At 65.9% G+C, this 12,469-nt stretch carries 12 protein-coding genes; 2 read left to right on the forward strand and 10 right to left on the reverse strand.

Going from position 1 to position 12,469, the window contains the following annotated elements; genetic code table 11:
- Positions 1-65: 65 nt before the first annotated feature.
- The 5 genes from QFZ42_RS04545 to fhuF all read right to left on the reverse strand — a co-directional run bounded on the left by QFZ42_RS04545 (position 66) and on the right by fhuF (position 6,478).
- A complete protein-coding gene (locus tag QFZ42_RS04545) occupies positions 66-2,270 on the reverse strand; it encodes a TonB-dependent siderophore receptor (protein WP_307699810.1) in 2,205 nt (734 codons plus the stop codon).
- Positions 2,271-2,442: 172 nt separating this feature from the next.
- Positions 2,443-3,777, reverse strand: a complete 1,335-nt coding sequence (locus QFZ42_RS04550) for a lysine N(6)-hydroxylase/L-ornithine N(5)-oxygenase family protein (protein ID WP_307699811.1) — start codon at positions 3,775-3,777, stop codon at positions 2,443-2,445.
- A gap of 13 nt (positions 3,778-3,790) precedes the next feature.
- Complete coding sequence (locus QFZ42_RS04555; protein WP_307699812.1) at positions 3,791-4,834, reverse strand: GNAT family N-acetyltransferase; 1,044 nt, start codon at positions 4,832-4,834, stop codon at positions 3,791-3,793.
- Complete coding sequence (locus QFZ42_RS04560; protein WP_307699813.1) at positions 4,831-5,682, reverse strand: formyltransferase family protein; 852 nt, start codon at positions 5,680-5,682, stop codon at positions 4,831-4,833. Before QFZ42_RS04560 ends, QFZ42_RS04555 begins: the two co-directional genes overlap by 4 nt.
- Before the next feature lie 49 nt (positions 5,683-5,731).
- Positions 5,732-6,478, reverse strand: coding sequence for a siderophore-iron reductase FhuF (fhuF, locus tag QFZ42_RS04565; RefSeq protein ID WP_307699814.1), 747 nt, complete (start codon positions 6,476-6,478; stop codon positions 5,732-5,734).
- Between the two features lie 184 nt (positions 6,479-6,662).
- Here fhuF and QFZ42_RS04570 point away from each other — a divergent pair, with 184 nt between their 5' ends.
- Together QFZ42_RS04570 and QFZ42_RS04575 are read left to right on the forward strand one after the other, a co-directional pair.
- Positions 6,663-8,354, forward strand: coding sequence for a cyclic peptide export ABC transporter (locus tag QFZ42_RS04570; protein WP_307699815.1), 1,692 nt, complete (start codon positions 6,663-6,665; stop codon positions 8,352-8,354).
- 9 nt (positions 8,355-8,363) lie between these two features.
- Entirely contained in the window at positions 8,364-8,609 is a 246-nt protein-coding gene (locus QFZ42_RS04575; protein WP_307699816.1) for a hypothetical protein, read from the forward strand.
- A gap of 19 nt (positions 8,610-8,628) precedes the next feature.
- Here the strand turns inward: QFZ42_RS04575 and QFZ42_RS04580 are convergent, their stop codons facing one another.
- From QFZ42_RS04580 to QFZ42_RS04600, 5 genes are all read right to left on the reverse strand, one after another.
- Entirely contained in the window at positions 8,629-8,844 is a 216-nt protein-coding gene (locus tag QFZ42_RS04580) for an iron dicitrate transport regulator FecR (RefSeq protein ID WP_307699817.1), read from the reverse strand.
- A gap of 11 nt (positions 8,845-8,855) precedes the next feature.
- Positions 8,856-9,473: an RNA polymerase sigma factor gene (locus QFZ42_RS04585; protein WP_307699818.1), complete on the reverse strand. Its 618-nt coding sequence runs from the start codon at positions 9,471-9,473 to the stop codon at positions 8,856-8,858.
- 243 nt (positions 9,474-9,716) lie between these two features.
- Positions 9,717-10,421 (reverse strand): glutathione S-transferase N-terminal domain-containing protein, encoded by a 705-nt coding sequence (locus QFZ42_RS04590; RefSeq protein WP_307699819.1) that lies wholly within the window; start codon positions 10,419-10,421, stop codon positions 9,717-9,719.
- A 45-nt stretch (positions 10,422-10,466) separates the two neighbouring features.
- Positions 10,467-11,354, reverse strand: coding sequence for a phosphate/phosphite/phosphonate ABC transporter substrate-binding protein (locus QFZ42_RS04595; protein ID WP_307699820.1), 888 nt, complete (start codon positions 11,352-11,354; stop codon positions 10,467-10,469).
- 108 nt (positions 11,355-11,462) lie between these two features.
- A complete protein-coding gene (locus QFZ42_RS04600) occupies positions 11,463-12,302 on the reverse strand; it encodes a hypothetical protein (protein WP_307699821.1) in 840 nt (279 codons plus the stop codon).
- Between the last annotated feature and the right edge of the window lie 167 nt (positions 12,303-12,469).

Consider the following 12,469-nt stretch of genomic DNA (forward strand, 5'->3'; position numbering starts at 1 on the left):
TTCACGCAATAAGAAAGGCCGGATGCCCGCGAGGGCATCCGGCCTTTGCTCTGGCGTGCGGAGGCTTACCAGCGATAGGTCGCCGTTGCCACCGCCGTGCGCTGCGTGCCCAGGTAGCAATAGCCGTAGGCGCAGTTCGCGATGTAGGTCTTGTTGGTCAGGTTGCGCAGGTTCAGCGCCAGCGTCCAGCGGTCGATGTCGTAGCCGATCATGGCGTCGAGCAGCGTGTACGACGGCACCTTGGCCGGCGCGACCACTTCTCCATCGCCATGCGTCGAGCCGTTGAAGCGCACGCCCGCGCCCACCTTCAGGCCGTTGCTGAAGCGGTAGTCCGCCCACACCGACAGGCGGTTGCGCGGAACGGAGGTCGCCTGCTTGCCGATTTCCGATTCGCGGCTGCTGGCCGTGACGATGGCGCGCGGCGTGTAGGCATAGGAGGCCGTGAGATTCAGACGCGGCATCAGCTCGGTGGTGGCCTCGAGCTCAAGGCCCCGCACCGAGATCTCGCCGGTCTGCTTCGGCAGGAAGCTCGCGTCGTAGGTGATGTAGTTCTTGCGGCGCAGGTCGAAGATGGCCGCGCTGTAGAGCGACTTGCCGCCCGGCGGCTGGTAGCGGATGCCGGCTTCGTACTGGCGCCCGCTTTCCGGCTTGAACGGGCTCTTGCTCACGGGGTCGACCGCGCCGGTCGGCGCGAAGGATTCCGAGTAGCTCAGGTACGGCGCCAGCCCGTTCGGCGCCAGGTAGACCAGGCCCGCGCGCTTGGTGAACTTGTGCTCGGAAATGCGCTGCGTCGTACCGTCGAGCCGGCTGTAGGCGGTGCTCTGCGCAGTGTCGTAGCGGCCGCCGAGCGTGAGCGACCAGCGGTCGCCCCACTTGATCTGGTCCTGCAGGTACACGCCGGTCTGCGCGAGCCGGCTCACGCCGTTGACGTAGGGGCTCGGAATGTCAATGGCGCCGCCATAGACGGGGGCGTAGATGTCGAGCAGCGGTGCGCCGAGGCCGCTGCTGTAGGTGTACTGGTCGATGCGCGTGCGCTGGTAGTCCACGCCCGCCAGCACCTTGTGCTGCCAGTCGCCCGAACGCAGATTGGCCTCGACCTGGTTGTCCATGGTGACCGACGAGGTGCTCTCCTGGCTGCCGAAGACGCCGCGTGTCAGGTACTGGTAGTTGGCGGGGTTCAGCGCATTGACCGGGTCCATGGCGACGAAGCTCGGCGCCTGCAGGGCGCGGTAGTCCACCTCGAGCTTGCCGTAGCGCACTTTCTGGCGCACGGTGAAGGTGTCGTTGAAGCGATGTTCGAGCTGGTACCCGATCATCTTCTGGTCCTGGTTGAAGTGATCGAAGTTCGGATCACCCGCATTCAGGTCGGTCGGAATGGTGGTGCCGATGCGCGTCGGCTTGAGCGAACCCTCGGCGGGGCGGATGCGGGTGTAGGTGCCGGCACGGTTCTTCTGGTACTGCGCCAGCAGCGTGAAGGTGGTGTCGCTCGAGGGCTTCCAGGTGATCGAGGGCGCAATGTAGGTGCGGTCGTCGCGTGAGCTTCCACCGGGCAGTTGGGCGTCGCGCACCACGCCGGTGATGCGGTAGAGCACCTTGCCTTCGGCATCGAGCGCACCCGAGAAGTCGCCGGCCACCTGGCGGCGGGCGTCATTGCCATATTGCAGCTGGATTTCGCGCAGCGGTTCCGCCGTGGGCAGCTTGCTCGCGATGTTGACCACGCCGCCCGGGCTTGCCATGCCGTAGAGCACCGATGTGGGGCCGCGCAGCACTTCGATGCGCTCGGCGCCGTAGTTCTCGGTCTTCCAGAGACCCCAGGTGCCGTTGTTGCGCAGCGGCAGCCCGTCGAGATAAAAGCCCGGCGCATAACCGTCGAAGCCGCGGATCGAGATCCAGTCGTAGCGCGAGTCGGCACCGAAGCTGGAGATGTTGACGCCCGGGGTGTAGCCGAGCGCGTCCTTGACGTTGGTGGCACCGATGGCGTCCATGCGGTCGGCCGTGATGACCGAGATCGACTGCGGCGTCTCGACGATCGGCGTGTCGGTCTTGCTGCCGGCCGTGCTGCGCTTGGCCAGGTAACCGTTGACGTGGCCAGTAGCGGATTCTTCCGTATCGGCGTTCACGGTGATTGCGGGCAGCGTCGAGTCGGCGGCCCGCGGCTGCTGCTGCCCCGTGGCTTGCGCGGAGGCGCTCACGCTGCAAAGGGAAAAAGCCGTTCCGAAGGCCGTGGCGAGCGCGGCGTTCAATAGACGTTGACGGGGCAGGGGACGCATAAGGTTGATACTCCAGGTGCTTGAATACGACGTGTTCACGTTTCGACGCCCAAGGCCGGCCGGTTTCCGGCACCTTGGCGCTTCCATACATGAGACGTTTGACTTAAAAAAAAGGAGACAGCGACCTGTCTCCTTTTCTTTTTGTCTCCCCGGCCCCCCGGGGTGGCCGTGCCTAGGCCTGAACCGGCTGACGCTCGTGGCGGGGGCTGTTCGCGGCGTTTGCGGCCATGGCGGCCACCGGTGCACCGGCCGGAATCGCCTTGAGCAACGCATTGCCGATTTCGCCCGTGCGCACCGAGGTGACCGACAGCAGCGTGTCGCTGAGCCCGTGCGAGGACTCGCAGGCACCCTGCAGGAAGATGGCGGGGTGGAAGTCCGGCGTGCTGCCGATGCGGTAGTGCCGGTCGACTGAAAAGTCTCCGAGGTACGGCGCGAGCGGTGTCAGCAGGGCCTTGTGCTGCTCGCGCGCGTAGCCCGTGGCCAGCACCACGGCGTCGTAGCGCGAGGTGGTTTCATGGCCGGTGTTCTGGTCGTGCAGGGTCAGGTGGATGCCGTCGGCCGCGGCATGCACGCCCCGGATGTCGTGCCGGCGCAGGAAGCGCATGCGCTCCTCGCCGCGGACCTTCTGTTCGTAGAACATCTTGAAGATCTGCTGGATCAAATCGAGGTCGGCCACCGCGTAGTTGGTGTGGCCGAATTCGTCGATCAGCGCGGCGCGCTCGTCCTCGGGCTGGCTATAGATGTAGTCGGTGAACTCGACGTTGAAGACTTCGTTCACGAAGGGGCTGTCGTCCGAGGGGCGGATCGAGCGGGCCCGCATGACGAGGTCGACCTGCGGCGCGTGCGGCCGGCCCTGCAGGTCCATGAAGATCTCGGCCGCACTCTGGCCGGCGCCGACGATGGCGATCTTCGCGGCCTCGGGCAGACGGGCCATGTCGCGCAGATAGCTGCTCGAATGAAAGACGCGTGGGTCGTCCCTGAGCAGCCGGAAGCCGTCCGGAATGTTGGGCATGCCGCCGATGCTGACCACGAGGTTGCGTGCGAGCCGTTCGCTCACGTGCCCGGTTCCGTCGCGCGAACGCACGCGCAGCAGCGAGACTTCCCCGCCGTGCGTCTCTTTTTCGGGCAGCACCTCGAAGACTTCCTCGCCATACACGCAGGCATCCTCGAACTGGGCCGCGGCCCAGCCCAGGTAGTCGTTGAACTCGTGCCGGCTCGGGAAGAAGGTCTTCAGGTTGATGAAGTCCTGCAAGCGCTTCTTTTCATGCAGGTAGTTGATGAAGGTGAAGCGGCTGGTCGGGTTGCGCAGCGTCGCGAGGTCCTTCATGAAGGAAATCTGCATGTGCGCCTGGTCCAGCATCATGTCCCGGTGCCACGCAAAGCCGGGCTGCTTCTCGATGAACATCGCATCGACGCGGCGGCCGTCGCGGCGCTTCTCGTCCAGCGCAATGGCCAGCGCGATGTTCGAAGGGCCGAAGCCGATGCCGATGAGGTCGTGAATCACCATGGCGGTTTTTCCTTTATGCAGAATGTTGGGCGGGCATGGCGGCGCCGTCGCTGCGGGGCAGCCAGAGGGCGTCGGTGAAATAGCGTTCGCGCAGCATCACAACCAGCAGCGCGCGCTTGTGCGGCAGGTCGAACTCCTTCACCTTCGCGTAGCCGGACTTGTCGAGGTTGCGGATCTGCTGCACGTGGTCGATGCGCGGCTCACCGACCGCACGTTGCGTGCGCGGGTCGCACAGGAAGATGTAGTGCGAGATGGATGTGAGCCATGCGGTGGCGAAGGCCCTGCCGCGGAACGCGGGCTCGCCGATCAGCACGTGCCAGCCGCGGTCGTGGTCGTCCACGTCGTAGAACGGTGCGATGCGGCTTTCCTTGGCCCAGTACATCTCGAAGTAGCCGAAGGGCTCGCCGTCGAGGCAGGCGATCATTGAATACATGTGCGGGTCGCGGTCGATCGCCGAGAGGTATTGGCGGTGCTTGTCGAGATCGCCTTCTTCCTCCCAGATCACGGCCACGTCGGGGTCGTTCATCCAGCGGTTGAACATCGCAAGGTCGGCCTCGAAATCGAAGCTGCGGAACGAGAAGGTCTTGCCGAGCCAGGGAATGAAGCGCTGGTAGAGCACGCCGCGCGGCTTGGGCGGGCGCACGGGGTGGCGCTTGCCGTGGGTCAGCGCGTACTGCAGCGCCATGGGCGCGTGCACGGTCGGCAGCCAGAGAGAAGGCTGCTGCCACAGCATGTCGCGGCAGGCGCGGGCATGGCCGCCTTCGGCCTGCAGCAGCACGCCGGCCCGCACGAGCGCCGCGGCCGGGTGGCTCGGGGCCACGGCGAGGCTCTTGCTCGAGGGGCGGTATTCGAACGCGCCTTCGAGCGCCGCGAGCAGATGGCCCGTGGAGGCAGCGCTGCCGTCTACCCAATCGAGCGTGGCGCCCGACGCGCCCTGGCCGATCTTCCAGAGCGAGCGCGTGCCGTCCTGCGTGTTGCGCACACCGAGCGTTTCGCCCTCGCGCATGACCGCGTGCGGCATGCCGTCCGCATAGGAGACATAGGGAGTGGACGTCATGCGGTTCTTTCGATGATCGGTTGCCATTGCTGCGCGAGCAGGGCCAAGCCCTCGTGCAAGGCGGGGAAGAGGCTGAGGTTGAAGTTGTTCCAGCGCAGCTCGAGGATGGTGTCCTCGGGGTCGATGGTGGTGCGCAGCGCGTCGTGGATCACCTCGCCGGAGTCGATGCCGTTGTCGACGTAGTGCAGCGAAGCGCCCGTCTTGCAGAGCGGCGGCACGGCCACGCTTTCCATCGTTTGCCAGTCCACGACCTTGCGGCCCTGCGCGCCATGCAGCGCATCGAGCGTGGCGTAGGCGCCGCGGCGTTCGTACGGGGATTCGATGCGGGTGATGCCCGGATGGATGTTGACGATCTTGCGGTGGAACGGCGCGCCGGGCCGCACCAGTTCGTCGAGGATCACGAGCAGCCCGTCGAGCACGACGATGTCGGCCTGCAGCGTCAGCAGCTTGTCGAGCAACGTGCGCTCGAAGCGGCTCTTGCCGGCCACGCGGTCGGCCGAGTCCAGCGGCAGTCGCCGGTATTCGGAAGGCACCGAGTGGAAGATGTCGGTGAGCCTCTTGCCTTGCGCCTTCAGGCCGGCCGGGAAGATCCATTTCTTCTCGGGCTGGCACGAGAAGCCGTAGTCCTGCAGCGCGGCCTGGTCGCGCGGCGAGCCCGGGTCGTCGTCGATCACGATGCCTTCGAGCGAATAGGCGTCGCCCAGCGGCGTTTCGTCGAGCGCCTTGGCCAGGGACTCGAGCGGGGAGGCCATGTAGCGCTGCCCCCCTTTGTACGCAATGTGCTGGCCGGCCTTGTCGGCGGCGGCATTTCTCAAAGACAGGATGTAGACGAGCTTGGCCTTGGACATAGGTGTGGAATGGATGGATAGATGGAAGACGGAATGGCCGGCAATCTGTTCACCCGAGGCCGCGATGCTCAGGCGCGAGCGGGCAGGCGTTGCAGTGGTGCTCATACGGCAGCAGGTAATTCAGGCAGCACTCGCGGTGCAGCTTCACGGGATGGATGCGCTGGCGGCCGTAAAGCGGGTTGGCGCCAAGTTCGTTCGGCCATGTGGCGCTGTGCAGCAACTGCTGCCGGTCGAGCGAGATCAACGGTGCGCCGCCGGTGGCGGCCAATGCGTGTTCGGCCAGGTCGAACACCGGCTCCATCAGCCGCACCGTGTTGCTCCAGAGAATCTTGGGTGCGAGCCGCGTCAGGCTGCAGAGCGCCTCGAAGAGCGGGGCAAGGTGCTGCCAGAGCAGCGGGCCATAGCGCTCCGCCGTGTCGGCCCCATGCCGCGATCGGCCCATGTGCCGGATGTGAAAGCCGAGCGGTCCGCCATGCGCGTCCAGCCGCACCCAGGTGTGTTCCGCCGCAATGGGGAACACGTGCTGCAGCATGCTGGCCGCGGCCATCACCGGCGGCAGCAGCATCGCGATGTATTCGAGGCTCCAGGCGGAAGCGACGGCGCGCAGGTCCGCGCCGTCCGTACCGTCAGCGCCTCTGTAGCGTGCATTGCGCCTCAGCACGTCGGCGAGCGGCGCGGGCGATCGCACAAGGTCCGCCACGCGCACCGCGCCGGCCGGCAGCGTGTCCGTGTACTGCAGCTTCTCGCCATGCACGGCCAGCTCGCCCGGGAACAGGGGCGCGAGCAGCGGGATCATGGGTCGGCCTTCGGCAAGCGCATCCCTGCAAGACGGATTCGCGCGGCGGCTGTTCATTCGGCGCCCCGCTGAACATTGCCACGGCTCAACCGTCTAGGCAGTAGGTGGCACGAAGCCACCGGGGCTGTGCCACGCGGCATGGTCGTTTCCCAGCTGTCGCCCCCGGGGCGGAAAGAGCCTTTGCATGACAACCACCACCGCAGGCAATGGCGCCGAAATCGGGCGCCTGCTGAAACCCTTTCTTCCGTGGATATTGCTGTCCGCGGTCACGGGCATCAGCGCCGGTGCCGCCACGGTCGCGCTGCTCGGCACCATCAACCGGGTGCTCAACCAGCCGGGCGGACTGGCGGGTGGGCTGCTGCTGACTTTCATCGGCCTGTGCGGCGTGGCGCTGTTCGGGCGCATGGCGTCCGACGTGTCGACCAACTTCGTCGGCCAGCGCCTGGTGGCCCAGGTGCGCAAGAGCCTGGCGCAGAAGATTCTTGCGGCGCCCATCGATGCGCTGGAGCGCTACCGCACGCACCGCCTCATGCCGGTGCTGTCGCAGGACGTGGACATGATCAGCGACGTGGCCTTCGCGCTGTCGGGCATGCTGATTGCGATTGCCGTGGCGCTGGGCTGCCTGAGCTACCTCGCGTTTCTGTCATTGCCGTTGTTTGGCCTGATGCTGGTGGCGCTGGTGATCGGCATCACGGTGCAGCTGATGGCGCAGATCCGCGGCGAGGCGGGCTTCTGGAAAGCGCGCGAGCAGGAAGACCAGCTGCACAAGGCCTACCGCGCCATCAGCGAAGGCGCGAAGGAACTGCGCATGCACCGCACGCGCCGCACGCGCATGTTCTCGGGCCAGATCGAGCGCATCGTCGACACCATCCGCGTGGTGAACGGGCGCGCCATCAACACCTATGTGATTGCAACGGCCTTCGGCTCGGCGCTGTTCTTCCTGCTGATCGCGCTGATCCTGGGCTGGGCGGCGTTCCGGCCGACCGAGCCCGCGGTGCTCAGCGGCTTCGTGCTGGTGTTGCTGTTTCTGAAGGGGCCGCTGGACCAGATCGCGCTCCTGCTGCCCGGCGTGGGCCGCGCCAAGGTCGCGTTCCAGCGCATCGGCGACCTCTCGGCGCGCTTTGCCACGCCCGAGCCGCACCTGCACCTGGAGCGCGCATCCAACGGCGTGATCCTGAAGCAGGAGATCGGCATGCGCGGCGTGCGCTATGCGTTCGATGCGCCCGAAGGCGGCGAGGCCTTCACGCTCGGGCCGATCGACCTCACGCTGCGGCGCGGTGAAATGGTGTTCGTCGTGGGCGACAACGGCTCCGGCAAGACCACGCTGATCAAGCTGCTGCTGGGCCTCTATGCGCCGCAGTCGGGCGATGTGCTGATCGACGGTTCGGCCGTGAAGCCCGAGGGCCGCGACGACTACCGCCAGCTCTTCACCACGGTGTTCTCCGACTTTTACCTGTTCGAGGATCTCGTGGCCGGTGAAGAGAGAGAAGGCGGCGCGGGCATGGAAGTGCTGCCCGAAACAGCCCTGCCTTACCTGGAGCGGCTGGAAATCGCCCACAAGGTGAGCCTGAAGAACGGCGCGTTCAGCACCACCGACCTGTCGACCGGCCAGCGCAAGCGGCTGGCCCTGGTGCACGCGTACCTCGAAGGCCGCCCGGTGCTGGTGTTCGACGAATGGGCCGCCGACCAGGACCCGACCTTCCGCCATCTTTTCTACACCGAGCTGCTGCCCGAGTTGCGCGCCAAGGGTCACCTGCTGGTGGTGATCTCGCACGACGACCGCTACTTCCACCTGGCCGACCGTGTGATCACGATGCGGTCAGGGCAGGTCGCGGAAGACAGGGTGCGCGAATCGCGGGAAAGCCTCGCCGCGTGAAGGAGGGGAATGAAAGACAAGACGACCCGGCCAACCTGCGACGACCCCGCCTTCGACGTCGCATGGATGCTCTTCTGCACGCTGCATGACGCGCCTTCGCCGGAACGCGCCGAAGCGCTCGTCCGCTGGCTCGGCGTGCACCCCGGCAACATCTGCGCGCTGGACGACGTGCTGACCTTGTGGGCGCTGACCGGGGCTGCACTGGTCAAGCCATCGATGGAAGAGGCGCTGCGCGAAGAGAGGCAGCTGCAGTGAAGGCCGGCCGTGCGGCTGGCTACTTTTGCAGGTTGCGCAATTCGGCCGCAATGCCGCCAAGGGCATCCCAGCGGCGCCGTGCTTCTTGGGCCGCTAAGGCGTGTTCCACCGACCTGCTGCGCCACCGGGCGAGGGCCAGGCGCGCGGCAACCGCGGTGTCTTGCGGCGCGCTTTCGCTTTCGACGACGAGCGCGAGCGCACGCTCGATAAGCTTTTCGTCCGGAGCGCTTGCCACGATGCGGAAGCTCAGGCGAAGTCTTCGGCCAGCTTCGCGTCGAAGCCCGCGCGGTTGGAGACGGTCGTCTGCTCGATCAGTTCCGAGCGCAGCGCGGCGAACACGCGCGAGCAGTCGATGGCGGCGCGCAGCAGATGCTTGGCCACCGCCATCTCGGTGATGCCGAGCTGCTGCGCGATCTCGGCGCGCGTATGGCCATAGGCGCGGAACAGCAGGAACACTTCGCGCCGACGGGGCGGCAGCGTTTCCAGCGTTTCGACCACGCGCGCCATCACCTGCTGCTGCGACGCGATGTATTCGCAGGATGGAACCGTCTGGCGCGAACCGGCGCTGAAATGCGTGCTCACCCAGTCCTGCGCCACCTTGCGACGGCGCGCATCGTCCACGCACAGGTTGCGTGCCACGCGAAACAGAAGGGCCCGCGGCGACTCGATGCCGCCCGTGCCTTGCGCGCTGTCCGACGCCGCATCGATGCGGATGCCGTTGTTCATCTTGAGCGCGTGCGCATACACCCGCTCGAAGCTGGACTGCGCGATGTCCGCCGCGTAGTGGGGGTCCCGCAGGTCGCGCGTCAGCTGACGGCGCAAGTCCGCATAGTGAGCTACCAATTCCTGGACGAGGTCGCGCATCCGATCGCCTTCTCGCAAGCATCCGCAGTGATGGTGGTTCCCGGGCCGGTCACCGCGCAGAGCGAAGGGGGTGACTCGGGTGGTTGAATAAGAATTATTCTTATTGAAGTGTAACCTTAACCGCGGCTGAACAAGGCGCGATAACGGTTCGGGAACCCCAGCTGCGTGCCTAGAAAAGACACTCGATCCAAAAATGAATAGTTCTGTTTTCGGATCGGGCGGCGGATGCGCCGCCGCCGGCGATCAGCCCCGCTTCGGAATGGCCAGGCCGCGCGCGACGGCGGGGCGGGCAACGAAGGTTTCGAGCGTGCGCGCCACGTTCTTGAACTCGCCGAAGCCGACCAAGTCGCCCGCTTCGTAGAAGCCGACGAGGTTGCGCACCCACGGAAAAATGGCGATGTCCGCGATGGTGTAGCTGTCGCCCGCCACCCACTGGCTGCTTGCAAGGCGCTTGTCGAGCACGCCGAGCAACCGCTTCGATTCGGCCACATAGCGGTCGCGCGGGCGCTTGTCCTCGTAGTCCTTGCCGGCAAACTTGTTGAAGAAGCCGAGCTGGCCGAACATGGGGCCGATGCCGCCCATCTGGAACATCAGCCACTGAATGGTTTCGTAGCGGCCCGCGGCATCTTGCGGAATGAACTGGCCGGTCTTGTCGGCGAGGTAGAGAAGAATGGCACCCGATTCGAAAAGCGCGAGCGGCTTGCCGCCGGGTCCGTCAGGGTCGAGGATGGCGGGAATCTTGTTGTTCGGGTTGAGCGACAGAAATTCCGGCGACATCTGATCGTTGGTTTCGAAGCTCACCAGGTGCGGCTCGTAGGGCAGGCCGGTTTCTTCCAGCATGATCGAAACCTTCACGCCGTTGGGCGTGGGCAGCGAATACAGCTGCAGCCGGTCGGGCTGGAGCGCGGGCCACTTCTGGGTGATGGGAAAGCTGGACAGGTCGGTCATGGGTGAATCAGGAAAGCGGAGTTGGGGACGCCGCGCCTTCCGGTTTCAGATACCGAGCCAGGTCATCAAGGCTGCCTCGACGTCGGCGGAGGGTGCGGCGAAGCCAGTGTAGGTCGATGTTGCGAGCGCGCGCTTGCCGGCGTCGCTTTGAGCCAGTCCCAGCAGGGCTTCGCGCGCGGCGGCGGCGGTGGCGGCATCGAGCTTGCGCGACACCAGCCATTGCTTGATGGGCACCGCGCGCGATTCCGCGCAGACGTTGCCGCCGCCGTCCTTCCAGGTCTTGATCACGCCCGACGAGGCCGTGGCGCCGTAGGCAACGAAGCCGTTCTGGACGTAGAAAGGAATGGCGTCCTGGTAGCGTGTGTTGGTGAGCTTGAGCGAAGCGGGCTGCACGCTTTGCTCGCGCAGCATGGCGCGCGTGATCACCGAGGTGATCGAATCCGCGTCGGGCATCACGAGGCCCTTGCCGGCGGTGCTCTTCCAGTCGGAGATGGGCTGCGGCTCCTTGCACAGCAGCGACACCTTGTACGCGGTAAAGCCGCTCGTCCAGGCCAGCGTCTGATAGCGGCCGCTCTTGACGGCTTCGAGCGCCACATGGGCCGGATGGATGAACGCCAGGTCGACCTGCTGTTCCTTCAGGGCTTCGCGCGCACTGTTGTACGAGATCAACACCTTGATGGTCACGGGCTGCTTCAGCGCCTTGCTCAGCACCTCGGCAATGGGCTCGAAGCGGGGTGCAATCTGGCTTTCGGTGACCTGGTAGGTCACGCCTTCGGTCACGCCGATGACCAGCGCATGGGCCGGCGCGCCCGCGGCCAGCAGCAGCGCCGCCGCCGAGACGGCAAGGCCGAGCGGGCGCGGCTTGCGGGTGCGGCGCGCAGTGGCGGCGCGCCCATCGAGTTCGTCGGAGCGGGGAGTGGCTGTGATGTACATCAAAAGATCATATGTGGCCTTGGCGCGGCCGCCGATGATCGCAAGCACCTATGCGCGCGGCGCCCGGCCCATGGCATGCATCGCGGGGCCTCGGCGCGGGGAGATGTTTCAGAACCGCGCCTTGAGGAAGGCCGACGGCCCGTGCAGCTTGACCTTGACCCGCGTTTCCGCGGTGCTGCTTTCGCGCGCCAGGTCGATGTTGGTGACGCCGTAGGCCAGCACCAGGCCGACGTTCTTCACCGGGAACCACTCCATGCCCGCACTGGCGTTGTAGATGTTGCCGTGAAAGCGCCCACCGCCCTTGCGCACGCCCGAGAGGTCGGCAAAGAGGCGCAGATCCGGGTTGATGGCATGCCGCACGCCGACTTCGAGCAAGGGCGCAATCGCGTCGTCGCTCGCGTCCTCGTTCAACCGGCCGATCCGTCCGTTGACCGCCACGTTGGCGTTCGCGCCGACGTTGATGCGGTAGTAGGCCGCGCCCGCGCCGAGGCCGAACACCGTATTGCCCGAGCCCAGCCACCACTTGTACGAAAGCTTGGCGAAGTCGAGCTTCACGTTGAGGCTGGCGTTGCCGAGGGCATTGAACGTGCCGAAGCCGCCAAGGGATTCGCTGCCGCCGGCTTGACCGAAGTAGTCGCGCTTGTAGCGGTAGTAGTCGAAAGAGATGCCGTGGCTGTCGCCGATCAAGAGGTCGGCCGTGACGCGCGGCATGGTCACCCGGCCGGGCTCGAGGTCGCGCGTTCGCAGCGCACCGTAGGGCGAGCTGACGGAGGCATTGAACTTGGGATCGGCGCTGAAGGCTCCCACCGAGAAGCTGAAGCGGTCCAAGGCGGGCGACGGTTCAGCCCAGGCCGGTGCGTGGGCGAAGAGCAATCCGGCACCGGCCAGTGTGCCCAGCGTTGTCAAACGTGCGGTATGGGCGAGCGGGCGGGAGCGAGGCAACAGCATGAAAGGTCCTTGGGAAGGCAAAAAAATACCTCGGGCCCGACACGCAATTTCTATGCGCGCGGTGCTTCCGGGTGGGGCTCCCTTTTGATGACCGACAAGTTAATAGGGCACATGCCAAAAACCCATGCGCTGATTGCCGCTGTGCTTGTAGGACGGTGTCGATCCGG

Source organism: Variovorax paradoxus (assembly GCF_030815855.1).
GTDB lineage: Bacteria > Pseudomonadota > Gammaproteobacteria > Burkholderiales > Burkholderiaceae_C > Variovorax > Variovorax paradoxus_M.